General features: G+C 68.5%; 19 protein-coding genes and 3 tRNA genes. 17 read left to right on the top strand and 5 right to left on the bottom strand.

What is annotated here, in order from left to right; translation table 11 throughout:
• The 3 genes from C1926_RS14170 to C1926_RS14160 all read left to right on the top strand — a co-directional run bounded on the left by C1926_RS14170 (position 1) and on the right by C1926_RS14160 (position 4,485).
• A complete protein-coding gene (locus C1926_RS14170) occupies positions 1-3,894 on the top strand; it encodes a PilC/PilY family type IV pilus protein (protein WP_108759608.1) in 3,894 nt (1,297 codons plus the stop codon).
• Positions 3,895-3,906: 12 nt separating this feature from the next.
• Positions 3,907-4,359: a type IV pilin protein gene (locus C1926_RS14165; RefSeq protein ID WP_108759607.1), complete on the top strand. Its 453-nt coding sequence runs from the start codon at positions 3,907-3,909 to the stop codon at positions 4,357-4,359.
• A gap of 49 nt (positions 4,360-4,408) precedes the next feature.
• Positions 4,409-4,485: transfer RNA gene (locus C1926_RS14160), tRNA-Asn, on the top strand.
• Positions 4,486-4,541: 56 nt separating this feature from the next.
• On the opposite strand, the gene C1926_RS14155 is transcribed toward C1926_RS14160, so the two are convergent.
• Entirely contained in the window at positions 4,542-5,021 is a 480-nt protein-coding gene (locus C1926_RS14155) for a GspH/FimT family protein (RefSeq protein ID WP_254057271.1), read from the bottom strand.
• A gap of 187 nt (positions 5,022-5,208) precedes the next feature.
• Here C1926_RS14155 and uvrB point away from each other — a divergent pair, with 187 nt between their 5' ends.
• From uvrB to C1926_RS14140, 3 genes are all read left to right on the top strand, one after another.
• Positions 5,209-7,230 carry an excinuclease ABC subunit UvrB gene (gene uvrB / locus C1926_RS14150; protein ID WP_079221371.1) on the top strand — a complete coding sequence of 674 codons (2,022 nt, stop codon included), beginning with the start codon at positions 5,209-5,211 and terminating at the stop codon, positions 7,228-7,230.
• A gap of 104 nt (positions 7,231-7,334) precedes the next feature.
• Positions 7,335-7,409 (top strand) — tRNA-Val (locus tag C1926_RS14145).
• Positions 7,410-7,508: 99 nt separating this feature from the next.
• Positions 7,509-7,583, top strand: a tRNA-Val gene (locus C1926_RS14140).
• Between the two features lie 86 nt (positions 7,584-7,669).
• Here C1926_RS14140 and C1926_RS14135 read toward each other — a convergent pair.
• The 4 genes from C1926_RS14135 to C1926_RS14120 all read right to left on the bottom strand — a co-directional run bounded on the left by C1926_RS14135 (position 7,670) and on the right by C1926_RS14120 (position 9,752).
• Positions 7,670-8,149, bottom strand: coding sequence for a hypothetical protein (locus tag C1926_RS14135; RefSeq protein WP_108759605.1), 480 nt, complete (start codon positions 8,147-8,149; stop codon positions 7,670-7,672).
• A 69-nt stretch (positions 8,150-8,218) separates the two neighbouring features.
• Positions 8,219-8,485, bottom strand: coding sequence for a hypothetical protein (locus C1926_RS14130; protein ID WP_108759604.1), 267 nt, complete (start codon positions 8,483-8,485; stop codon positions 8,219-8,221).
• A 179-nt stretch (positions 8,486-8,664) separates the two neighbouring features.
• A complete protein-coding gene (locus tag C1926_RS14125) occupies positions 8,665-8,952 on the bottom strand; it encodes a hypothetical protein (RefSeq protein WP_079221374.1) in 288 nt (95 codons plus the stop codon).
• 32 nt (positions 8,953-8,984) lie between these two features.
• Positions 8,985-9,752 carry a MipA/OmpV family protein gene (locus C1926_RS14120; RefSeq protein WP_108759603.1) on the bottom strand — a complete coding sequence of 256 codons (768 nt, stop codon included), beginning with the start codon at positions 9,750-9,752 and terminating at the stop codon, positions 8,985-8,987.
• Positions 9,753-9,895: 143 nt separating this feature from the next.
• Between C1926_RS14120 and C1926_RS14115 the strand changes: the two genes are divergently transcribed.
• The 11 genes from C1926_RS14115 (at position 9,896) to uvrC (ending at position 22,814) form a co-directional block, all read left to right on the top strand.
• Positions 9,896-10,567 carry a response regulator transcription factor gene (locus C1926_RS14115; RefSeq protein WP_108759602.1) on the top strand — a complete coding sequence of 224 codons (672 nt, stop codon included), beginning with the start codon at positions 9,896-9,898 and terminating at the stop codon, positions 10,565-10,567.
• A gap of 1 nt (position 10,568) precedes the next feature.
• Positions 10,569-11,912 (top strand): HAMP domain-containing sensor histidine kinase, encoded by a 1,344-nt coding sequence (locus C1926_RS14110; protein ID WP_108759601.1) that lies wholly within the window; start codon positions 10,569-10,571, stop codon positions 11,910-11,912.
• 68 nt (positions 11,913-11,980) lie between these two features.
• Complete coding sequence (locus tag C1926_RS14105; RefSeq protein WP_108759600.1) at positions 11,981-14,368, top strand: DNA internalization-related competence protein ComEC/Rec2; 2,388 nt, start codon at positions 11,981-11,983, stop codon at positions 14,366-14,368.
• 3 nt (positions 14,369-14,371) lie between these two features.
• The gene (locus C1926_RS14100) at positions 14,372-15,040 is read left to right on the top strand and encodes a MotA/TolQ/ExbB proton channel family protein (RefSeq protein WP_108759599.1); all 669 of its coding nucleotides are present in this window, start codon (positions 14,372-14,374) and stop codon (positions 15,038-15,040) included.
• 3 nt (positions 15,041-15,043) lie between these two features.
• Entirely contained in the window at positions 15,044-15,466 is a 423-nt protein-coding gene (locus tag C1926_RS14095) for a biopolymer transporter ExbD (RefSeq protein WP_108759598.1), read from the top strand.
• Positions 15,463-17,211, top strand: a complete 1,749-nt coding sequence (gene msbA / locus C1926_RS14090; RefSeq protein ID WP_108759597.1) for a lipid A export permease/ATP-binding protein MsbA — start codon at positions 15,463-15,465, stop codon at positions 17,209-17,211. The genes C1926_RS14095 and msbA overlap by 4 nt, the downstream gene beginning before the upstream one ends.
• Positions 17,211-18,230: a tetraacyldisaccharide 4'-kinase gene (gene lpxK, locus C1926_RS14085; RefSeq protein ID WP_108746356.1), complete on the top strand. Its 1,020-nt coding sequence runs from the start codon at positions 17,211-17,213 to the stop codon at positions 18,228-18,230. Before msbA ends, lpxK begins: the two co-directional genes overlap by 1 nt.
• A 75-nt stretch (positions 18,231-18,305) precedes the next feature.
• Entirely contained in the window at positions 18,306-19,079 is a 774-nt protein-coding gene (gene kdsB, locus C1926_RS14080; protein ID WP_079221383.1) for a 3-deoxy-manno-octulosonate cytidylyltransferase, read from the top strand.
• Entirely contained in the window at positions 19,076-19,564 is a 489-nt protein-coding gene (locus tag C1926_RS14075; RefSeq protein ID WP_108746357.1) for a low molecular weight protein-tyrosine-phosphatase, read from the top strand. Before kdsB ends, C1926_RS14075 begins: the two co-directional genes overlap by 4 nt.
• Positions 19,561-20,973, top strand: a complete 1,413-nt coding sequence (locus C1926_RS14070; protein WP_108759596.1) for a hypothetical protein — start codon at positions 19,561-19,563, stop codon at positions 20,971-20,973. Before C1926_RS14075 ends, C1926_RS14070 begins: the two co-directional genes overlap by 4 nt.
• Positions 20,970-22,814 (top strand): excinuclease ABC subunit UvrC, encoded by a 1,845-nt coding sequence (gene uvrC, locus C1926_RS14065; RefSeq protein WP_108759595.1) that lies wholly within the window; start codon positions 20,970-20,972, stop codon positions 22,812-22,814. Before C1926_RS14070 ends, uvrC begins: the two co-directional genes overlap by 4 nt.
• The last annotated feature ends 3 nt before the right edge of the window (positions 22,815-22,817 follow it).

Below are 22,817 nucleotides of genomic sequence, written 5' to 3'. Positions count from 1 at the left end.
ATGTCCCGACGCACTTCCAGGTTCATCGCTGCAGCCGCAACGGCCGTCCTCGCGGTTGGTGGCTATTTCGTCTACAACATTTTCGCCGCCCAGGGACAGGGCGCGCTGGCGCAGGCGCCGCTGAACAATACCGCGTCGGTGCAGCCGGCCTTCATCATGGCGGTGGACGACTCGAACTCGATGACGTTCGAGCGCATCTTCCGTGGCGGCGACGGGCGCATGCAGTGGACCGGCAGCAGTTTCTTCAGCTCTGCGGGCCAGTTCTACAACGTGGGTGAAGGCTGCGCCAATGCCTCCACCGATTGCTTCGTCTACCTGTTCCCGCATTCGGGCTTCAACAGCTCCTACTCGCCGGGTCGTGCCATCCCGCCGCTGGATGTGTTCGGCTTCGCACGTTCGCCGACCTACAACGCCGGCTACTTCAATCCGGCGGTCACCTATGATCCGTGGCGCCTGCCGACCACCGACACCTCCACCACCAACCTGTGGGCGCCTGCCAGCACCACGGCGGCGCGTGCCGATCCGCGCAGCAGCACGTATGGCACTTCGTTCAGCACTGCCTACAACGTGACCTACAACCTGGAAGCGGCCAACGGCCGCGCGGTCAACACCGAAACGTTCGGCTTCATGAAGGGCATGGTCATCCCCAAGGGGACGTTCTATGCGACTTCGTCCGAGGTCTGCAACACCACCCGCCGCGTGGGTCGAGTGGATGTCTCCAACAACGACGGCCTGTTCACGACCCTCGGTCTGTTCGTGGAGATGCCGGCCAACTTCACCATCCAGGCGGACTGCCAGGTTGCCATCCGCTACTTCCCGGCCACCTTCTACCTCCCCTCCGCCAGTCCGGCGCCGGCCGGCTACAAGACCGCAGACACCAACCGGCCGGTGATCGCCAACGCCTGTGGGCCCGGCTGCGACATGCGCCGGTATGAAATCCGCTCGAGCAACTACGACACCGGTTACGCCGACGCCATCCGCAACTACGCCAACTGGTTCCAGTACCACCGCAACCGCATCCTGGCGATGGTTGGTTCCTCCTCGCACGCCATGGGCGGGGTGGAGAACATGCGCGTCGGTTACTTCACCATCAACAACCGCACCGACGTGACGATGTACGACGTCGCGACCCAGCGTGCGTCGTTGTTCACCCAGATCTACGGCCTCAAGCCGAACGGTGGTACGCCCAACCGACAGGCCGTCGCGTACCTCGGTGAGCAGTTCAAGCGTACGGGCACGGGTGCGCCGGTGCTGCGTGCATGCCAGAAGAACGGCGGCATGCTGTTCACCGATGGCTATACCAACGTCGGCAATTCGGCCGATGGCTACGGCAATGCCGACTCGACAGGCAGCACGCTGCTGCCGACGCTGCCGTTTGCCGACCAGTACAGCGGCACCATTGCCGACATCGCGGCCAGCTACTACGCCGGCAGCAATACCCCGCTGCGTCAGGATACGGGCTTCGCCCAGGGGCTGGTGCCGGTTCCGGACCAGTGCGCGACGCTCAACAAGAGCACCCCGGACTGGAAGCGTCTTGACTGCCAGAAAGACCTGCACATGAATTTCTACGGCGTGACGCTGGGCGCCGAGGGCTTGATCTACGACGTCAATACCGCCGCCACCGACGATCCCTATGCCAATCCGCCGAACTGGAATGCCAATGGGGATCCGCTGCAGGGCGACGACGGCCGCGTCATCGATGAGCTGTGGCACGCTGCCGTCAACACTCGTGGCGAGTTCATCAATGCCAAGACTCCCAATGATGTGACGCTGGCCATGCGGCGCGTGCTGGAAGCGGTGAGTGCGGGCGGCTCGCCTTCGGGCACCTTCGCACTGACCGGCGCACGCATCGGTACCGGCTCGCTGACGGTGTCTCCGCACTACGACGTGAAGAACAACGGTACCGACTGGTCCAGCAAGCTGACGGCGAGCCGGGTGACGGTGGATGCCGCCCGCAGCGCGGTCTTCACCCCGATCTGGGAAGCCAGCACGCAGCTGCCTGCCGCGACAGCGCGCAACGTCTACTTCGACGACGCCGGCACGGTGAAGAAGTTTGGTGGCACGACCATCTCCCTGGCGGGCCTGTGCGGCCTTTCCAATACCCTCTACCCGCAGCAGTCGCTGTGCACCGAGTCGCGCCTGACGGGGCTCGGCGCCACGGCCGACAGTGCAGCCAAGTACCTCCTGGGTGAAACCTCGGGTGAGGTCCGCAACGGCGGCAAGCTGCGCGACCGCACGACGACCCTGGGCGACATCATCAATTCCACGCCCGTCATCAGTTCGCCGATCGATGATTTCGGCTACCGCGCTCTCGGTGATCCCTACAACACCAGCTATACCGCATACCTGAACTCCAAGCGGACCGACAAGCGGTACATGGTCTATGCAGGCGCCAATGACGGCATGCTGCACGCCTTCGACGGCGGCATGAACGGTGCGGGCACGGTCGGCGGCAATGGCGGGCGCGAGAGTTTCGCCTACATCCCGGCCACGTCGTACCAGCACATGGGCAACCTGCTGCTTCCGTACGATCCGCGGGACAACGCGCAGACCTTCGTCCACAAGTATTTCGTCGATGGCCCGCTGGCCGTCGGTGATACGTACTACAGCAGCGCATGGCACACCACGCTGGTAGGTACCACCGGTGCGGGTGGTCGTGGCGTGTTCGCACTCGATGTGACCTCGCCCGACAGCTTCACCGCCACCAACCGCCTGTGGGAGATCAACGACTTCAGCAGCGATGACACCGTCAAGGCGAACATCGGTTACGTCCTGGGCAAGCCGGTGATCGTGCCGGTGCGCACATCCGCTGGCGCAGTCAGCTGGAAGGCAGTCTTCGGCAACGGTTACTCGAGCTCCAGCGGCAAGGCGGTGCTGTTCGTGGTCGACATCGGCACTGGCAGCGTGCGCATGATCGAGGCGGTCGAGGCGGCCAGCAATCCTGTCATCACCGGCCGCAATGGCCTGGGCAACATCGTCGTGGTCGACCGGTTCAACAACGGAACGCTCGACGCCCAGGGCAAGCCGCTGCCCGTCCGCGATGGGTTCGCCGATACGGTCTATGCCGCCGACCTGAAGGGTGCGGTGTGGAAGTTCGACCTCACCTCGACGGCGACGTCGGTTACTGTGCCCGCATTCACCACCGGGACCTACGTTGAATCCGGTTCCACCTATCGGCAGCCGATCACCGGTGGCCTGCAGGTCGCATCCGGCGAGAACGGCGGCGTGCTGGTGATGCTCGGTACCGGCAGCTTCTCGTTCTACGACGACACCACGCCGGCATCCAACTCCCAGGTGCAGAGCCTGTACGGGTTCAACGACACATCCAGTGGCGTGATCACCACGACGCTGACCCGCACCTCGCTTGCGCCGTTCACGGTCAGCACCATCACCGCCTCCGATGGCACCGTGTCGCGGACGCTCACGGCGGGTAACCGTCCCACGACCTTGCGTGGCTGGTCCATCGACCTGCCGGCCGGCGAGCGGTTCGTCGGCTACCCGGAACTGGCATCGGGCATCCTGTTCATGCCCACCTACGCGCCCCTGACGCAGGCCACGGGCTGCAGCACCTCCGGCACCAACTGGCTGTTCGGCCTGAACCCGCGTACCGGTGTAGGCGCGCTGGCCGGCGTGCGCTATGGCGCGATCTCGGGCAAGGCGATGGCGGCCAGTACCGCCGGCATTCCGCTGGATACGGGTGGTACCGCGCCGGTGAAGGATGTTGGCGTCTCGGTCGTGCCGCGCCTGCAGTCACCGATCAATCCCAACGATGGCACCACTGCGCCTGCGGTGCCTGGCACGGCGGGCTGCTGGATGGTCGTGAACGTGGCTGGCGCTGCGCCGATGTACATTCCCTATCCCTGCGGTCGCCAATCCTGGCGGCAGATCCAGTAACGGAGAGTCCTGATGTCTTCAAGCCTGACGCAGGTGATCGCCCGCGCACGCGCCCCGCACCTGCGGTCACGTGGCTTCACCCTGATCGAGCTGATGGTCGTCCTCGTGGTGGTCGCCATCCTGGCGGCAGTGGCGTACCCGTCCTATACCGACCAGGTGCGGAAGTCCCGCCGGGCGCAGGCCAAGGCCGATCTGGTGGAGTACGCGCAGATGGCCGAGCGGTCGCATACGGTGAACAACACCTACACCGCGTTCCGTTTCAGCAACACCACGACCAGTACCCAGTCGCCGCGCGAAGGCGGCACGGCGTACTACACGGTGACGATCAGTGGCACCTCGCAAAGTGCGTTCACCCTGACGGCCACGCCGCAGGGCACCCAGGCGAAGGACAAGTGCGGCACCCTGACGGTCAACCAGGCCAACGTGAAAACGCCCATCGCCAGCAAGGTGGCCGGCTGCTGGTGAAATGAAGGTGTTGCATCCCCTGCGTTGACCGTCTAGAATGCGCCTCCCCGCCCGAATAGCTCAGCCGGTTAGAGCACTTGACTGTTAATCAGGGGGTCGTTGGTTCGAGTCCAACTTCGGGCGCCAGATTCGAAAAAGCCGCGAGAAATCGCGGCTTTTTTCGTTGCCGGCCGGCCGCGGGTTCAGCACTCCGCAGCTGATTCGGCGCGCTCGCTGCGCACCCGGCCGGTGACGTTGACGACCACGCGGCTGTGCTCACGCCCGTCCACGCACAGCACCAGGGACTGGTTGGTTCCCGCGTTGCGCCCGTCCGGAAGAAACTGCACGTGCGGACGGTACTGGCTCGATAGGACGTGGACGCGATCCGGCTGCCGCTCGCGGACATTCATCACCTTGCCCGGCGCGGCCGAAGCCCACGGGGCATCTTCCGTGCGTACCAGCCAGCCGTGGCTCCACTGCGGGTTGCAGGTCATGCCATCCAGCGAGCCGCAGACCGTCACCCGCCTGCGCTGGGTGATGGCCGTGCTGCGCGCAAGCGCCAGGCTGGCGGTGAGTTCGGCGCGCAGGGTATCGGCGCGCAGCCGCGCCACAAGGCGTTGCCACGGGCTCCAGCCGACAGCGAGCAGGACCGCGAGCAGCAGGACCACCAGCAGCAGTTCCATCAGCTGGAAACCGGACGCAGGGCGGGGCGGGCGATGCAGGGAGCGGCAGGGCTTCATTGCTTCAGCCTGAACCTCCGCCTGCCATGCCCGCCATCAGCATCGCGCGCAGTGCGGGGCAGGGGGTTTCCTCAACCGGCCGTCACCGAACCGGCCGCTATAATCATCATTCCCGGGACCTGGCAATACCATGAGCGACAGTTTTCAACTCGTCTCGCCGTATTCACCGGCGGGCGACCAGCCCAACGCCATCGCGAAGCTGACCGATAATTTTGAAGCGGGCATCGCCAAGCAGACGCTGCTGGGCGTGACCGGTTCGGGCAAGACCTACACCATCGCCAACGTCATCCAGAACGTGCAGAAGCCGACGCTGATCATGGCGCCGAACAAGACGCTGGCGGCGCAGCTGTACGGTGAGTTCAAGGCGTTCTTCCCGCACAACGCGGTGGAGTACTTCGTCAGCTACTACGATTACTACCAGCCCGAAGCCTACGTGCCGTCGTCGGACACCTTCATCGAGAAGGACAGTTCGATCAACGAGCACATCGAGCAGATGCGCCTGGCGGCGACCAAGACGCTGCTGTCGCGTCCGGACGCGATCGTGGTGGCCACCGTGTCGGCCATCTACGGCCTGGGCGCGCCGGAGGACTACCTGTCGCTGCGCCTGATCCTGTCCAAGGGCGAGCGCATCGAGCAGCGCGACCTGATCAACCACCTGACCCAGCTGCAGTACACGCGCAACGAGTACGAGCTGCAGCGCGGTACGTTCCGCGTGCGTGGCGAGGTGATCGACGTGTTCCCGGCCGAATCGGACAGCGAAGCCCTGCGCATCGAACTGTTCGATGGCGAGGTCGAGAAGATCACCATGTTCGATCCGCTCACCGGCGAGACGATCCGCAACATGCAGCGCTTCACCGTCTACCCGAAGACCCACTACGCCACCACGCGCGAGCGTGTGCTGGCCGCGGTGGAGACCATCAAGGTGGAGCTGAAGGAGCGCCTGGAGCAGCTGTACGCGGAAAACAAGCTGGTCGAGGCGCAGCGCCTGGCCCAGCGCACCCAGTTCGACATCGAGATGATGGCCGAGGTTGGCTTCTGCAACGGCATCGAGAACTACTCGCGGCACCTGACCGGCAAGAACGCCGGCGAGCCACCACCGACCCTGTTCGATTACCTGCCGCCGGATGCGCTGCTGGTCATCGACGAATCGCACGTGACCATTCCGCAGATCGGCGCGATGTTCAAGGGCGACCGCTCGCGCAAGGAGACCCTGGTCGAGTTCGGTTTCCGCCTGCCGTCGGCGCTGGACAATCGTCCGCTGCGCTTCGAGGAGTGGGAAGCGCGCTGCCCGCGTGCGATCTACGTGTCTGCCACACCCGGCCCGTATGAGTATCGGGAAACCGGCGAGGACATCACCGAACTGGTGGTGCGCCCGACCGGCCTGATCGACCCGGTGGTGGAGATCCGCCCGGTCGGTACCCAGGTCGATGATCTGATGAGCGAGGCCAACGAGCGCATCAAGGCCGGTGACCGCGTGCTGGTCACCACGCTGACCAAGCGCATGGCCGAAAACCTGACCGAGTACCTCACCGAACATGGCATCCGCGTGCGCTACCTGCACTCGGACGTGGATACGGTCGAGCGCGTGGAGATCATCCGCGACCTGCGCCTGGGCAAGTTCGACGTGCTGGTGGGCATCAACCTGCTGCGCGAGGGCCTGGACATGCCCGAGGTCTCGCTGGTGGCGATCCTGGATGCGGACAAGGAGGGCTTCCTGCGCTCCACCGGTTCGCTGATCCAGACCATCGGCCGCGCCGCGCGAAACGTGCGCGGCAAGGCCATCCTGTACGCGGACAAGATCACCCGCTCGATGCAGGCGGCGATCGACGAGACCGACCGCCGCCGTGCCAAGCAGGTGGAGTACAACGAGGAGCACGGCATCGTGCCGCGCTCGGTGGCGCGGCCGATCGTGGACGTGCTGGAAGGCGCGCGTTCGGACGCGGCCGAGAAGGAGTCCCGCAAGGGCAAGGGCAAGGGCAGGGCGGTGGCCGAGGATGCGGCCGATTACCGGTCGATGTCGCCGGCCCAGCTGGCCACCCGGCTCAAGGCGCTGGAGCAGCAGATGTACCAGCACGCCAAGGACCTGGAGTTCGAGGATGCCGCCCGCGTGCGTGACCAGATCCGGCAGCTGAAGGAGGCCAGCCTCGGCTGAACACGGCAGCGCAGCAATCTTCACAAAAGTGTTGCGCTTGCCCGTCGTCATCCGTAATATACGCGGCCTGCACCGACGCAATCGCGGAGATGCAGAAGCAAAACGGGCGGTTAGCTCAGCGGTAGAGCACTACCTTGACATGGTAGGGGTCACAGGTTCGAACCCTGTACCGCCCACCACGAAGTCCCTTCCAGAGGGGCTGTCGTGACCTGAAAAGCCCGGCCCTGGCGCCGGGTTTTTACGTAGCAAGGCCAGCCTTCGGGCGGCAGGAACAAGATGGGCGGTTAGCTCAGCGGTAGAGCACTACCTTGACATGGTAGGGGTCACAGGTTCGAACCCTGTACCGCCCACCACCTGGCTCCCGGCATTGCCGGTGAAGCGGTGGAAACAGGAAAGCCGGCCCGATGGGTCGGCTTTTTTGTTGCGCGGCGTCCGGCGCTCAGAACTGGATCATGCTGCACATCCGCACCGGTCGTTCGCTGCGCACCAGGCCCTTGTCCGCACGGCACTGGCGCACGCGCTCCTCGGCCTTGCTGCGGCAGTCCGGGCACAGCGCGGCCAGCGCGCTGTCCTTGCCCTGTGCTGCCGTGCAGACGCGCTCGACGTGGGCGACGCGTGCCTCGCTGGCGCGCCCCGGCGAAACAGTCTCGCCCATGGCATTGACGAAGCGATAGTCCGCGAACGGCTGCGGCAGCGCGCATTCCTGCCGGGTGCTTCCCACATACGCCGCATCCAACTGGCGGCGCAGCTGCGCACCCTGCCGATCACAATCGGCGGCCAGGGAGCGCGATGCGGCAGGCGACAGCTGTGGGTGCACGTAGACCGGGCGGGTACGCATCTCGCTGCCGAACGGGCAGCAGGCCGCAAGCAGCACGACGGCAGGCAACAGCAGTGCACGGGCAACGATCCGGGTGTTCATGGCGCATCCTTTCGACAGGGCACCATGCTGTCACCGGGCGTGCCGGTCAGGATGAATCGCGGCTGGCGATCAGTGTGCGGCCGGTGTGCCGACACTGAAGCGATGACGCAGCTGCCAGTGGCCCTCGACCTGGTGCGCGATGCCCAGTGCGTGAGACCTTCCACCTTCGGCGCGTTCCCAGCGCAGCACGCTGTCCTGGCGCAGGCGCAGCTGCAGGCAGAGGTCGTCCTTGCTCGCCGGGGCCAGTCCGGTGGCAGGCGCCTGGCCGGCCTCCACGCCGCCGGTGCCGACGCTGGACAGGACCGCGTGCAACAGCAGCAGGGCAAGCATCGGCATGGCGCGGTGCTCCGGACAGGGGAGCCCAGCGTGTCACCGGGGCAGGCGGACCGGAACCGGCATGCGACGAAGCCGGGAAATGCGCGTGCCAAGGGCTGGCAGCGCGGATGAATCCGGGCGCTGGCGGCCTGATCCGCGCCGGAGGGGTCTTGCGGCGTGGGTGGGTCGTGCCGCGACGCTCAGGCCGCGGCGTATACCTGGCGCAGGTTGCGCAGCGTCGACTGGCGATGGGCCGTGGCGCAGGGCTCGTCCATCTCCAGTTCCTGCAGCCGCAGGCCGACCAGGGTCATCGACAGCGCATAACCGCGGGCTGCGTCGGCCACGCGCGACAGGCCAAGGGCGTGGCGCACCAGTGCGTCGATGTGCGCCTGGTCCGGCATCAGGCCGAGATAGGCGCGCTCGGCACTGTCCAGGTCAGGTGCCCGCAGGATCGCGTGCGCATCGGTGGGGAAGGAAACGGAGGCCATGGGGGTGTCCTTGTCCGTTGCAGCGCGCTCGATCAGAACGAGCGCATCAGGGAGATGAAAGCGGAGTTCTGCGCGCCGCGGCGGGCCATCGGGCTGTCCTTGACCGCATCGCCGAACCACTGGCTGGCGACCACGCCGCTGGCACGCCATTTCGTGCCCAGCGGTGTGCTCACCGCGATCTGCAGGCCTGGCGACGTGGCGCTGCCCGGGGCATAGGCGGCCAGGCCTGACCGCAGTGCTTCCTCGTCGCTGATGCCGTAGTAGTAATCGAGCAGGCGCGCACTGCTGTGCACCACGCCCACGCGCGGCACCCAGGTGAAGCGGCCGGCCTGGATGGGATAGCTGTAGTACAGGCTCGATTCGAGGCCGCCACCGTGGCCGCTGACCTCGCGCTTGACGCTGGCCGACAGTGCGCCCCAGCCGGCGCTGTACTCGGCGCTGACGCCGGCCATCGCCGACATCTGCCGGCTGTGCAGGCGGCGCAGCTGCGCATCGTTCACGTCATCGGTCTTGAAGCGCAGCGTATAAGGCGTGACCACCGCGGATACGCGCAGGCCCTCGTCCTTGTACAGGTACATGCCCAGCGAACCGGGGCTGGCGTAGAAGCGCTTGCCCTGCCATGCCAGTGCCGGCACCACCAGCGGCTTGTCATCGTAGTGCGCATAGGCACCGGTGGTCGCGCCGAAGGTGATGCCGGCCTGCACGCCCGGTGCCTGTTCCTGGGCCTTGGCCAGCAGCGGCGTGGAGAGAACGACGGTGCACAGCAGGGGGCGCAGCAGGGTACGGGACATCGGGAGCATCGAGGGGCACTTTGCAGGGAACCGCGTTGCATCCTGACGGCACAACATTGTCGGAACATTGCGCCCCGGCAATGTCCGCGCAAAGGCCTCCGAGGTGCCCGCAGGCACTATCATCGGCAGCGTTTCCGGTAGCCGAGCCAACGATGCGCATCCTCCTGGTGGAAGACGATCCCGACCTCTCCCGTGCCCTGCAGTCCGGGCTGGAGCGCCAGGGCGTGGTCGCCGATGTGGTCGGCAGCCTGGCCGAAGCGGCGCTGGCCCTGCGCGAACCCGTACATCAGCTGCTGCTGCTCGACCGCCAGCTGCCTGACGGCGATGGCGCCGGTTTCGTCGCCACCGCGCGTGCGCTGCGGCCGAACCTGGCGGTGATCATGCTGACCGCCAAGGGCACGCTGTCGGACAAGGTCGAAGGACTCGATGTCGGCGCCGACGACTACCTGGTCAAGCCGGTGGCGATCGAGGAACTGATGGCGCGGATCCGCGCGGTGTCGCGGCGGCCGTCGGCGATGGTGACCCCGAGCCTGCGGCTGGGAAACTTCGAGTTCGATTTCGAATCGCTGCAGGCGCAGGTGGGCGGCCAGCTGCTGGCCCTGCCGAGGCGGCAGGTGCTGGTGCTGCAGGCGCTGGCGATGCGGCAGGGGCGAACGGTCACCCGCAGTGCGCTGGAGGCGGCGGTGTACGGCTTCGATGATGAGATCCAGTCCAACGCACTGGATGCGCACATCTCCAAGCTGCGCAAGGCGCTGCAGCAGGCGGGTGCGGGCGTGGAGATCCACGTCATCCGTGGCGTCGGCTACCTGCTGGCGGAGACCTGAGATGGCCAGGCAGATCCGTTCGATCACCCTTGGCCTGGCGTGGCGCCTGTTCCTGGCACAGGCATTCACCGTGTTGTTCGCGGTGGTGGCGCTGATCCTCACCTGGGGTGACAAGGAATCCTGGGGCATGGACATGTTCACCGCCGAGGACGTGGCCAAGGCGGTGCACAGCCAGGGCGCGCACCTGGTGCTGGACGAGCCGCGCTGGCAGGTGTTGAACGAGCGCGCCGGTGGCAACCTGTGGTTCGTGGCCGTCGATGACCGTGGCCTCTGGCTGGAGCGTGGCAAGGTGCCTGCGCTGCACGCGCCGCTGCTGGCGCGACTGCCGGCACTGGGTGCCACTGAAGTCGGATCGCTGGTGCCGCCCTATCTGGATGTCGCGCGGGTGATGGTGCGCAACGAGGACGGCCGCCGCATCACCGTGATGGCCGGTGGCGCACCGAAGGGCGGGCTGGTGGATGGCGCGCTGATGGTGCTGCGGCTGATCGGCTTCTGGTTCTTCCTGCCGCTGATCGTGGTCACCCTGCTGGTGATGCCGACGGTCATCCATCGTGCAATGCGCGGTGTGCGCAGGCTGGCGCAGCAGGCCAAGGAACTGGACATCGGCCAGCCCGGCGCGCGCCTCGACGAACAACTGGTGTCCACGGAGGTCGCGCCGCTGGTGGGGGCCTTCAACGATGCCATCGACAAGGTGCAGCAGGGCTACGCTGCGCGTGACAAGTTCCTCGCCGATGCGGCGCATGAACTGCGCGTGCCGATCGCGGTGGTGCAGGCACGGCTGTCGCAGCTGCCGCAGGGCGAACTGAAATCGCAGCTGCTGACCGACGTCGCGCGGCTGGGCAACGTTGCCGAGCATCTGCTCGATCTGCAACGCCTGGACCGCAACGTCAGCGCGCTGCAGCGGGTGGACCTGGCCCACGTGGTGCGCGAATCGGCGGCCGAGCTGGCGCCGCTGGTGGTCGGCGCGGGGTACGGCTTCGAAGTGGATGCACCGGATGAACCGGTGTGGATCCAGGGGGATGGCCTGGCGCTGGGCCGGGTGATGGCCAACCTCGTGCACAACGCCATCGTCCACGGTGGCGGCCGCGGCATCATCTGCGTGCGCCTGGACGCGCAGGGCCTGCTGGAGATCAGTGACCAGGGCGCGGGCGTGCCGGTGGGTGACCGCGAGGCGATCTTCGAGCCCTTCCACCGCCTGCGCGCTGCCGGCAGTGGCAGTGGCCTGGGCCTGCATCTGGTCAAGGAAATCGTGCAACACCACGGGGGCACTGTCAGCGTGGCCGAAGCGGTCGGCGGCGGCGCCAGCTTCCGGGTCAACTTCCACCGCGCCACCGTGCGCCGCTGACGTCGCCCACAGCAACGCGCGGGCTTGCCTGATAGGCAGGCCTGGCGCCGCACGGCGACGCTGCGCCGATGCGTACCGTTGCCGTGATTGCACGCCTGCTGGGCCCCGCCTGCGCCGCCGCCCTGGTGCTGGGTGCGCTGGTGTGCGTGCTGCTGCCGGCGCTGCCGCCGCGCTGGCTGTGCATCAGCCTGGTGCTGCTGGCCCTGCCGGGCTGGGCATGGCCATGGCGCGGACGGGCGCTGGCCGCGGCCGTGTTCGGCCTGGCCTGGGCCAGTTGCCACGGGCACGTGGCCCTGCAGCAGCAGGTGCCTGCCGCAACAAAGGCGCAGGATGTCCTGGTGCGTGGCCGTATCGTCGAGTTGCCGCAGGTGCGCAGCGACCACAGCCGTTTCCTGTTCGATGTGGCCGAGGCCGAAGGGGCGCCAGCGCTGCAGGGGCGGCGCCTGCAGGTCAGCTGGCATGATCCGCGCCGTGCGGGGACCGTCGATCCGCTGCGGCGCACGCTGCGTGCCGGCGCGCATTGGGAGTTGCCGCTGCGCGTGCGGCCGCCGCGCTCGCGGATCAATCCCGGCGGCTTCGATGGCGAGCGCCACGCGCTGTTGCAGGGCCTGGCCGGCAGCGCCAGCGTGCGTGTGCCTGGAGGCGCGCGCCAGCTGCGTGCCGCGCACGGCCTGGCCGCATGGCGCGAGCGCTGCAGCGCCGCCATTGCCGTGCAGGTGCGCAGTCCCTCGGCGCGATTCGTGCAGGCCCTGGCGCTGGGAGATACCCGTGGCCTGACCGATACCGACTGGGAGCAGCTGCGCGCGCTGGGCCTGACCCATCTGATCGCGATCTCCGGCTTCCATGTCGGTCTGGTTGCTGGCTTTGCCGCCCTGCTGTGCGCGGGCCTGTGGTGGCTGTGCCCGGCACTGGCACGTGCCTGGCCGCGCCCACAGGCCGCTGCCTGCGCCGCTGCATTGGCCGCTGCGGGCTATACGCTGCTGGCGGGCAGCGAGCTGCCCACCGTGCGTACCGCGCTGATGATCGCTGTCGTGGCGCTGGCGCGCGCCAGCCGGCGGCCATTGGGCACGGCGCCGGCGCTGTCGTTGGCGGCGGCGGTGATGCTGCTGCCGGCACCGCTGGCGGTGCTTTCGGCAGGGTTCTGGCTGAGTTTCGGCGGTGTGCTGTGGCTGCTGTGGTGCCTGCCGCAGCGCCCGCCCGCTGGCATCGGCGGCATGCTGCGCGCGGCGCTGGCCGGGCAGGGCGTGGCCAGCGTGGCGTTGCTGCCCCTGGCGGTGGTGCTGTTCGGCGGCACGTCGTGGCTGGGGCCACTGCTGAACCTGCCGGTCATTCCCTGGTGGAGCCTGCTGGTGGTGCCGCTGGCCCTGCTCGGCACCGGCCTGCAGGCGCTGCATGAGGGGGCGGGCGCGTGGCCATGGCGCGCGGCGGCCTGGTTGTTCGATCTCAGTTGGGGGCTGCTGCAGCCCGTGGCGCAGCACCCGAAGGCGATGTGGTGGCTGCCGCAGGCACCCGGCTGGGCGCTGCCAGCGGCCTTGGCGGGGGTGTTCTGGTGGCTGCTGCCGCGCGGCGCCGGAGGGGGCCTGGCGGGCGTGCTGCTGTGCCTGCCCCTGTTGTGGCCGGCCGTGCCCGGGCCGCGGCACGGCGAACTGGAGCTGCTGGTGCACGACGTGGGGCAGGGCGCGGCGGTGCTGCTGCGCACGGCCTCGCATGCGCTCTGGTACGACGCCGGGCCACCCGCCGGCGAGGGCCAGGAGCGCGTCCTGCTGCCGGCCGTGCGCGCACTGGGGCAGGCGCCGCCGGTGCAGCTGCTGCTCAGCCACGATCATCTCGACCACGCTGGCGCTCTGCCGGCCCTGCGCGGCGCGCTGCCGGGCCTGCAGGTGCTGGCCCCGCCGGGCAGCCCGGTCGAGGGCGCCCGGCCCTGTGCCCAGGGCCTGCGCTGGCAGTGGGATGGGGTGGACTTCCAGGTGCTGCACCCGCCGCCCGATGGCAGCGAGCATGACAACGAGGCCAGCTGCGTGTTGCGGGTGGCCAGTGCGCACGGGGTGGTCCTGCTACCCGGTGACATCGGCCGCCGGGCCGAACAGCAGCTCTTGCAGGCCGGACCTGCGGCACTGCGCGCCGATGTGGTGCTGGTGCCGCACCATGGCAGTGGCGGCAGCTCGACGGCGGCCTGGGTGGCGGCGGTGAAGCCCCGGCTGGCGGTGGTTTCGGCCGGCCACCAGAACCGCTTCGGCCACCCGAAACGTGACGTAGTGCTGCGCTGGCGGGCGGTGGGGGCGGAGGTGCTGAACACGGCCGAGTCCGGCGCCATCCGCGCATGGCTTGGCGCACAAGGGCTGCAGGTGCGTGAACAGCGTATCCACGCGGCCCGGTGGTGGGATGCCGCTGGGCGGGCGCGGTCGGCTGCTATCCTATCGCCGATCGAACAAGCGGCCGTTGGGCCGGAGGGTTGAAACGTGTGGGAACTGGTCAAGGCCGGTGGCTGGCCGATGGTGCCGCTGCTGCTGTTGGGCGTACTGGCTTTGGCGATCGTCCTGGAGCGTTTCTGGTCCCTGCGGCGCAATGAGGTGCTGCCGCCTGGCCTCGGCCAGGAAGTGCGCAACTGGGCCGCACGCGGCAAGCTCGACCCGGCGCACCTGCAGACCCTGCGGGCCAATTCGCCGCTGGGCGCGCTGCTGGCCGCCGCGCTGGAAGCCCGCAACCGCCCGCGTGACCAGATCCGCGAGCGCATCGAGGACACCGGTCGCCACCTGGTCCACCGCATGGAGCGCTTCCTCAATGCGCTGGGCACCATTGCCTCGGCGGGCCCGCTGCTCGGCCTGCTGGGCACGGTCATCGGCATGATCCAGATGTTCCTGGGCATCCTCGACCACGGCGTGGGCGATGTGAACCAGCTGGCCGGTGGCATCGGCAAGGCCCTGGTGTGTACTGCCACCGGCATGATCGTGGCCATCCCGGCGCTGATGTTCCACCGCTTCTTCAAGGGCCGGATCCACGGCTACGTGGTGGAGATGGAGCAGGAAGCCAGCGCGTTGCTGGACACGCTGGACGGTCGCCCGGGGGTGATGAACCCGGCACCGGCACCGGCCCCGCGCGCCGCCGCCCCTGCCACGGCCAAGGCCTGATCGATGCGCATCGGCAACGACCGATCCCAGGATGAGCCGCATATCGATCTGGTTCCGCTGATCGACGTCATCCTGGTGCTGATCATCTTCTTCGTGGTCACCACCACGTTCGACGCGCGCTCGACGCTGCAGGTGCAGCTGCCGACCGCCAGCGACCAGCAGACCAGCGAGGCGCCGCGTTCGCTCAGCGTGCTGATCAACGCCGATGGCCGCTACTTCGTCAACGACCAGGAAGTGCTGCGCACCGACGTGGAATCGGTCAAGCAGACCATCGCGTCGGTGGCCGGCAGCGACCGCCAGCAGACCGTGCTGCTGCGCGCCGACGCGCGTACTCCCTACCAGGCCGTGGTCACCGCGCAGGATGCGCTGGGCCAGCTCGGCTTCCGCCGTATCGCAATCGCAACAGCGCCAGAGGTGCGTCCATGAGTTCCAATCACGCGCCGGTGTGGCCGATCTACAAACGCCTGCTCGGCTACACCCGGGCCTATTGGGTGTTCATGGTGGCCGCCGTCATCGCGATGGTGGTCGAGGCCCTGGCCGGCTACCACTTCACCAAGCTGATGGAGCCGCTGGTCAACGACGGCTTCGTCGATCCGCAGCCGCGCGCCGCGGTGGTGCTGCCGCTGACCATCCTCGGCCTGTTCCTGATGCGCAGCCTGGCCACCTGGGTCAGCGACTACACGCTGGCCAAGACCGGCCGCAGCGTGGTGCGTGACCTGCGCGAGCAGGTCCTGGACAAGTACCTGCACCTGCCGTCCTCGCACTTCGACAGCGAAGCGACGCCGGTGATGGTCAGCCGCCTGAACTTCGATACCGAGCAGGTCACCCAGGCCAGTGCGGATGCACTGAAGACCATGGTGGCCGACACCCTGACCATCATCGCCATGCTGGTGGTGATGCTGCAGATGAGCGTCAAGGTGACCCTGGCCATGCTGCTGGTGGTGCCGCTGATCGGCGCCATCGTGTCCTACGTGGGCAAGCGCTACCGGCGCATCAGCCGCGGCATCCAGGATGGCATGGGCACCATGGCGCAGACCGCCGAGCAGTCGCTGGCCGCGCAGCAGGAAGTGAAGGTGCACGGCACCCAGCAGCACGAGATCAGCCGCTATTCGCGCCTGGCCAACCGCATGCTGGCGCTGAACATGAAGGTCGAAGTGACGCGCGCGGCCGCCTCCAGCGTGGTCCAGTTCCTGGCTGCGCTGGCGCTGGCGGTCATCGTCTGGGTGTCCACCCGCGAAGCGCTGGCCGGCAAGCTCAACGCCGGCCAGTTCATGGGCCTGATGACCTCGATGATGGCCATCATTCCCTCGCTGCGCCGCCTGACCAGCGTGCAGACCTCGATCTCGCGTGGCGTGGCCGCCGCCGAGCGCCTGTTCGGCATCATCGACATGCCGGTCGAGCGCGACGCCGGCCGCACGCCGCTGCAGCGCGCCCGCGGTGAGCTGGCCTTCGAGCACGTCATGCTGCGCTACCGCGCCGACAGTGGCATTGCCCTGGATGACATCAGCTTCGTCGCGAAACCCGGCACCGTCACCGCCATCGTCGGTCGTTCCGGCAGCGGCAAGACCAGCCTGATCCGCCTGGTGCCGCGCTTCTACGAGCCCAGCGGCGGCCTCATCACCCTGGATGGCGTGGCCCTGGACGACTACGCCCTGGCTGACCTGCGCCGCCAGGTGGCCATGGTCGGGCAGAAGGTCATGCTGTTCGACGACACCATCGCCGCCAACATCGCCTATGGCATGGAAGCGACCGAGGAGCAGATCCGTGCGGCGGCCGAGGCGGCCAATGCCTGGGAGTTCATCGCACGCATGCCGCAGCAGCTGCAGACCCCGGTGGGCGAGAACGGTGCGCTGCTGTCCGGTGGCCAGCGCCAGCGCCTGGCGATCGCCCGCGCGATCCTGCGCGATGCGCCGATCCTGATCCTGGATGAGGCCACCGCGGCGCTGGACAACGAATCCGAACGCCTGGTGCAGGACGCCCTGCAGCGCCTGATGCCCGAGCGAACCACGCTGGTGATCGCGCACCGCCTGTCCACCATCGAACACGCCGACCAGGTGCTGGTGATGGACCATGGCCGCATCGTCGAGCGTGGCACCCACAAGGAGCTGCTGGAGATGGGTGGCCTGTACCAGCACCTGCACAGCATGCAGTTCCGCGAAAGGCAGGACTGATGGCAGGCAAGGGTACCCAGACCCCGCCGTACTGGTATGACGGCAGCCCGGTTCCATTGCCGATGCGGCTGCTGGCGCCGGTCTACGCCGGCGTGGCCGCCCTGCGCCGGCGCCTGTACCGCCGGGGCTGGTTCAAGCGCCATGCGCTGCCGGTGCCGGTCATCGTGGTCGGCAACATCACTGCCGGTGGCACCGGCAAGACGCCGCTGACCATCGCCCTGGTCGAGCGCCTGCGCGCGGCCGGCTGGAAGCCGGGCGTGGCCAGCCGCGGCTACGGCCGCGAAGAGGCGGACAAGGCGCGCTGGGTCGAGGCCGATACGCCGACCGCGCTGGGCGGCGACGAGCCGGTGCTGATCGCGTGGAAGACCGGCGTGCCGGTGCGCGTGGACAGCGACCGCGTGGCTGCCGGCAAGGCACTGATCGCGGCTGGCTGCGATGTCATCGTCTGCGATGATGGCCTGCAGCACTACCGCCTGCAGCGCGACATCGAGATCGAAGTCATCGATGCGCAGCGTCGCTACGGCAATGGCCGGATGATCCCCGCAGGGCCGCTGCGCGAGCCGGTCAGCCGCGCCGACGAATGTGATTTCCGCGTGGTCAACCTCGGCCAGGCCGATGAAGCCACCGCCGCCCAGGCCTGCGGCTTCGGCCAGTGGCCGATGGCCCTGCACATCGACAGCGCGCAGCCGCTGCCCGGTGGCCGGCCGCGACCGCTGGCGTACTTCGCCGGCCAGCGCGTGCATGCCGTGGCCGGCATCGCCAACCCGCAGCGCTTCTTCGACATGCTGCGCGCGCGCGGCATCGGGGTGGTGCCGCATGCCTTCGCCGACCACCAGGTCTACCAGCCGCAGGACCTGTCCTTCGGCAGCCAGTTGCCGGTACTGATGACCGAAAAGGATGCGGTGAAGTGCCGCGCCTTCGGCAATGACTGGCACTACGCGGTGCCGCTGCGCGCCGAGTTGCCGGCTGCCTTCTGGGTGGCGCTGACCGACCGCCTGGACAAGCTGCGCCCGAACTGAGCGGCCGCGCGGCGCTTGCAATCGCCTGCCGCCGGCCGCATTCCTGCTGTATCGCGCCTGCCGAGTACCGCCCGCATGACTGAATTCGTCGTTGCCATCCCGGCCCGCTACGCTGCCTCGCGGCTGCCGGGCAAACCGCTCCGCCTGCTGGGCGGCGAGCCGCTGGTGCTGCACGTGGCGCGCCGCGCGCTGCTGGCCGGTGCTCGCGAAGTCTGGGTGGCCACCGATGACACGCGCATCGCCGATGCGCTGGATGGTCTGGCCGAGGTGAACGTGGCGATGACCGCGGTCAGCCACGCGTCCGGTACAGACCGCCTGGCCGAGTGCGCGCGCATCGCCGGCTGGTGCGACGAAACGGTGGTGGTCAACCTCCAGGGCGATGAGCCGTTCGCCCCGGCGGCTGGCATCCGGGCGGTGGCCGAGGCGCTGGTCGAAGGTGATGCGCCGATGTCGACCTTGGCCACGACCGTCGAGGATGCCCACACCCTGTTCGACCCGAACGTGGTCAAGCTGGTGCGCAACGTGCGCAACGAGGCGATGTATTTCAGCCGCGCGCCGATCGCCTGGCATCGCGATGGCTTCGCGCGCAGCCGCGAGGCGCTGCCGGAAGGGCATCGTTGGCTGCGCCACATCGGCATCTACGGCTATCGCGCCGGCTTCCTGCAGCAGTTCGCGGCGATGCCGCCGGGCCAGCTCGAGCAGGTCGAGGCGCTGGAACAGCTGCGCGTGCTGGAAGCCGGTTTCCCGATCAGCGTGGCGATCTCGCCCGAAGCCTTCCCGCCGGGCATCGACACGCCCGAAGACCTCGCTCGTGCCGAGGCCCTGCTGCAGTCCATGGCTGCGCGATGAACCTGCTGGTCGTCTGCCTGGGCAACATCTGCCGCTCGCCGATGGCCGAGGGCGCGCTGCGTGCCCGCCTGCAGGCCTCGCCGCTGGCCGGCCGGGTGCAGGTCGATTCGGCTGGCACCGGCGACTGGCATGTGGGTGAGCCGCCTGACCGGCGCGCCATCGCCTGCGCGGCCGGCCATGGCGTGGACATCGCCGGCCTGCGGGCCCGCCAGCTGCAGCCCGGGGATTTTGAGCGCTTCGACTGGATCCTGTGTGCGGACGAAACCAACCTGCGCGACGCCGCGCGGCTGGCCACGGCCGCCCAGCGCGGGCGCCTGTCGCTGTACCTGCCATGGTCGGGCGGGCAGGGCGCGCAGGCGATCCCTGATCCGTATACCGGTGGCAAGGACCATTTCGAGCAGGTCTGGGCGATGGTCGACCAGGCGGCGCAGCGTGCCGTGGCACGACTGTTGCATGACGCCGACTCCGGCATAATCAGGCCATGAACGCACAGCCTGTCCAGGACCTGCCCGAGTTTGCCACCTGGCTCAATGCCGCCCCCTGCACCCTGACCGAACTGCGCGGCCGGCCGGTCGCGCTGCTGTTCGTCAATGCCGCATCGGCCTGGAGCATGCAGCGGCTGGCCGAGTTCGGCCAATGGCTGTCACGCAACCCCGGGCGCCTGCAGCCACTGGTCCTGCACGTGCCGCGCTTTGATTTCGAGCGTGACGCCGGCGCGGCCTTGAAGCTGCTGCGCAGGCAGGGCCTGTCGATGCCGGCACTGCTGGATGCCGACTGGGATGGCTGGCGCCGTTTCGGCGTGACGTCCTGGCCGACCGTCATCCTGCTTGACGCGCAGGGCCGCGAGCAGCAGCGCCTGGTCGGCCTGGGCGCGCCGGGTGAGCTGGAGCGTGCCTTGAACGATCTCTGCGAAGGCGCACCGCCGGCGCCGTCGCGGGGCGGCAGCGAACTGCATCCCGAACTGCCTCATCCGTTGCGTTTTCCGGCGGGCCTGGCGGTCAACCGTGATCGCCTGTACATCGCCGACAGTGGCCGCCATCGCATCCTGGAATGCAGCCACGGCGGGCGCGTGCTGCGCCAGTTCGGGCTGGGCACCGCCGATTTCATGGACGGCAACCTGGCCGAAGCCGCGTTCCACCGCCCGCAGGGGCTGGTGCTCGAGCGCGAGTCGCTGTACGTGGCCGACACCGGCAACCACGCGGTCCGGCGCATCAACCTGGCGACCGGCCAGGTCGATACGCTGTGCGGCAATGGCCGCCCCGGCACGCCCGTCGAGGGCCCGGTGGCGCAGCCGCGGCAGGTGGCGCTGGACCATCCGGTGGGCCTGGCCATCGCCGACAACCAGCTGCATATCGCCATGGCCGGCGACAACCGGCTGTGGAGCTTCCACCTGGGCCTGCGCAGCCTCCAATGGCGTGCCGGCAGCGGCGCCATCGACGAGCGCGACGGCAGCGGGCACATGGCCGCCTTCGCCCAGCCGACCGGCCTGGCGGTGGTGCAGCAGGTGCTGTACGTGGCCGATGCGCTGGGATCCTCGATCCGCGCGGTGCAGCTGCGTGGCGATCTCGTGCAGACCCTGGTCGGGCAGGGCACCTGGCGCTACGGTGCCGAGGACGGCCCGCGCGGGCAGGCCAGCCTGCAGTACCCGCAGGCCATCGCGTTGAGCCCGGACGCACCCGTGCTGTGGATCGCCGACACCGGCAACGGCCGCCTGCGCACCCTGCGCCTCGGCGGCGGCGATCTGGTCACCCAGCCCCTGCCGCGCCGCCTGCATGGCCCGGCGGGCCTGGCGGTGGGCGCCGGTGCGGTGTGGATTGCCGAGACCGACGCGCACGCCGTGCTGCGTTTCGACCCGGACAGCGGCGTGCTCAGCGAAGTGCCGATCAGCGAATGACCGACGTCACCGCCCCGGCCTTCGACGGCAAGGCCTTCGCGGCCCAGTTGAGCACCGCACCCGGCGTCTACCGCATGTATGCGGCTGATGACACCCTGCTGTACGTGGGCAAGGCGCGCGCGCTGCGCAACCGCGTCGGCAGCTACTTCAACGGCAGCCCGAAGAACGCGCGCATCATGTCGATGCTCTCGCAGATCGCGCGCATGGACGTGACCGTCACGCGCTCGGAAGGCGAAGCGCTGCTGCTGGAAAACCAGCTGATCAAATCGCTGTCGCCGCGCTACAACGTGTCCCTGCGCGACGACAAGACCTACCCGCATGTGCTGCTGACCCGCGAGGATTGGCCGCGCATCGCCCTGCACCGCGGCCCGCGCGCCATTCCCGGCCGCTACTTCGGGCCGTACCCGGGTGTTACCGCGGTGCGCGAGACGCTGAACCTGATGCACAAGCTGTTCAAGCTGCGCAGCTGCGAGGACAGCGTTTTCCGCAACCGCTCGCGGCCCTGCCTGCAGTACCAGATCGGCCGCTGCAGCGCGCCCTGCGTGGACCTGGTGCCGGCGCAGGAGTACGCCGAATCGGTGCGCCGCGCCACGCTGTTCCTGGAAGGCAAGAGCGATGAGCTGACCCGCGAGCTGGGCGAGCAGATGCAGGGTGCCAGCGAGGCGCTGGAGTTCGAGAAGGCCGCGCGCCTGCGTGACCTCATCGCTTCGCTGCGCAGCATGCAGACCCGCCAGTACGTGGATGGCCGCGCCGCCGACCTGGACGTGCTGGCCGTGGCCATGCAGGGCACGCAGGCCTGCGTGCTGCTGCTGGCCTTCCGCGATGGACGCAACCTCGGCACCCGCCCGTTCTTCCCGCGCACCAATGGCGAGGACAGCCCGGAAGAGGTGCTGGCCGCGTTCGTGTCGCAGTACTACATCGAATTCGAGCCGCCGCGCGAGATCCTGCTGGACCGGCAGATTCCCGACGCCGACCTGCTGGTGGCCGCACTCTCTGCCTCGGCCGAGCGCAAGGTGCAGCTGAAGTGGAACGTGCGTGGCGAGCGCGCCGGCTACCTGGAGCTGGCCAGCCGCAACGCGCAGCTGACCCTGGCCACCGAACTGAACAGCCGCAACGCGCAGCACGCGCGCAGCGAGGCCCTGCGCGAGATGCTGGGCCTGGCCGAGCCGGTCAAGCGCGTGGAGTGCTTCGATATCAGCCACACCATGGGCGAAGCCACCGTGGCCTCGTGCGTGGTGTTCGATGCCGCCGGCCCGGTGCGTGCGCAGTACCGCCGCTTCAACATCAGCGGCATCGAGCCCGGCGATGATTACGCCGCCATGCACCAGGCCATCGACCGCCGTTTCCGCCGCGCGGTGGAAGAGCAGGGCGTGCTGCCCGACGTGCTGCTGATCGACGGTGGCGCCGGCCAGCTGGCCCAGGCGCAGGCCGCCTTGGCTGACCTGGGCGTGGAGGGGGTGCTGCTGGTGGGCGTGGCCAAGGGCGTGGAGCGCCGTGCCGGCCACGAAGCACTGGTGATGCCCGATGGCCGCGAGCTGCGGCCGGGCGCGGCCAACCCTGCGCTGCAGTTCATCCAGCAGGTGCGCGACGAAGCGCACCGCTTTGCCATCACCGGCCACCGCGGCCGCCGGCAGAAGGCCCGCATGACCAGCAAGCTGGAAGACATCCCCGGCATCGGCCCGCGCCGGCGTGCCAGCCTGCTCAAGCATTTCGGCGGTCTGGTCGGCCTGAAAGCCGCCGGTGAAGCGGAAATCGCCAAGGTCGAAGGCATCAATGATGCCCTCGCCGCACGCATCTACGCTAACCTGCACGGGTTGGCCACGCCTGACCCGGCCGAGTAGAGA

Origin of the sequence: Stenotrophomonas sp. ZAC14A_NAIMI4_1, assembly GCF_003086915.1 — a bacterium.
GTDB lineage: Bacteria > Pseudomonadota > Gammaproteobacteria > Xanthomonadales > Xanthomonadaceae > Stenotrophomonas.
This window is presented reverse-complemented; position numbering and strand designations above follow the sequence as displayed.

Bases quoted from the DNA above. Each gene is read 5' to 3' on its own strand.
- uvrC (WP_108759595.1), top strand. From the start codon at position 20,970: ATGACCGACGTCACCGCCCCGGCCTTCGACGGCAAGGCCTTCGCGGCC.
- kdsB (WP_079221383.1), top strand. From the start codon at position 18,306: ATGACTGAATTCGTCGTTGCCATCCCGGCCCGCTACGCTGCCTCGCGG.
- C1926_RS14075 (WP_108746357.1), top strand. From the start codon at position 19,076: ATGAACCTGCTGGTCGTCTGCCTGGGCAACATCTGCCGCTCGCCGATG.
- C1926_RS14155 (WP_254057271.1), bottom strand. From the start codon at position 5,021: ATGGAACTGCTGCTGGTGGTCCTGCTGCTCGCGGTCCTGCTCGCTGTC.
- C1926_RS14165 (WP_108759607.1), top strand. From the start codon at position 3,907: ATGTCTTCAAGCCTGACGCAGGTGATCGCCCGCGCACGCGCCCCGCAC.
- C1926_RS14170 (WP_108759608.1), top strand. From the start codon at position 1: ATGTCCCGACGCACTTCCAGGTTCATCGCTGCAGCCGCAACGGCCGTC.
- C1926_RS14130 (WP_108759604.1), bottom strand. From the start codon at position 8,485: ATGCCGATGCTTGCCCTGCTGCTGTTGCACGCGGTCCTGTCCAGCGTC.
- msbA (WP_108759597.1), top strand. From the start codon at position 15,463: ATGAGTTCCAATCACGCGCCGGTGTGGCCGATCTACAAACGCCTGCTC.
- C1926_RS14115 (WP_108759602.1), top strand. From the start codon at position 9,896: ATGCGCATCCTCCTGGTGGAAGACGATCCCGACCTCTCCCGTGCCCTG.
- uvrB (WP_079221371.1), top strand. From the start codon at position 5,209: ATGAGCGACAGTTTTCAACTCGTCTCGCCGTATTCACCGGCGGGCGAC.
- C1926_RS14135 (WP_108759605.1), bottom strand. From the start codon at position 8,149: ATGAACACCCGGATCGTTGCCCGTGCACTGCTGTTGCCTGCCGTCGTG.
- C1926_RS14110 (WP_108759601.1), top strand. From the start codon at position 10,569: ATGGCCAGGCAGATCCGTTCGATCACCCTTGGCCTGGCGTGGCGCCTG.
- C1926_RS14120 (WP_108759603.1), bottom strand. From the start codon at position 9,752: ATGCTCCCGATGTCCCGTACCCTGCTGCGCCCCCTGCTGTGCACCGTC.
- C1926_RS14105 (WP_108759600.1), top strand. From the start codon at position 11,981: ATGCGTACCGTTGCCGTGATTGCACGCCTGCTGGGCCCCGCCTGCGCC.
- C1926_RS14070 (WP_108759596.1), top strand. From the start codon at position 19,561: ATGAACGCACAGCCTGTCCAGGACCTGCCCGAGTTTGCCACCTGGCTC.
- C1926_RS14095 (WP_108759598.1), top strand. From the start codon at position 15,044: ATGCGCATCGGCAACGACCGATCCCAGGATGAGCCGCATATCGATCTG.
- lpxK (WP_108746356.1), top strand. From the start codon at position 17,211: ATGGCAGGCAAGGGTACCCAGACCCCGCCGTACTGGTATGACGGCAGC.
- C1926_RS14125 (WP_079221374.1), bottom strand. From the start codon at position 8,952: ATGGCCTCCGTTTCCTTCCCCACCGATGCGCACGCGATCCTGCGGGCA.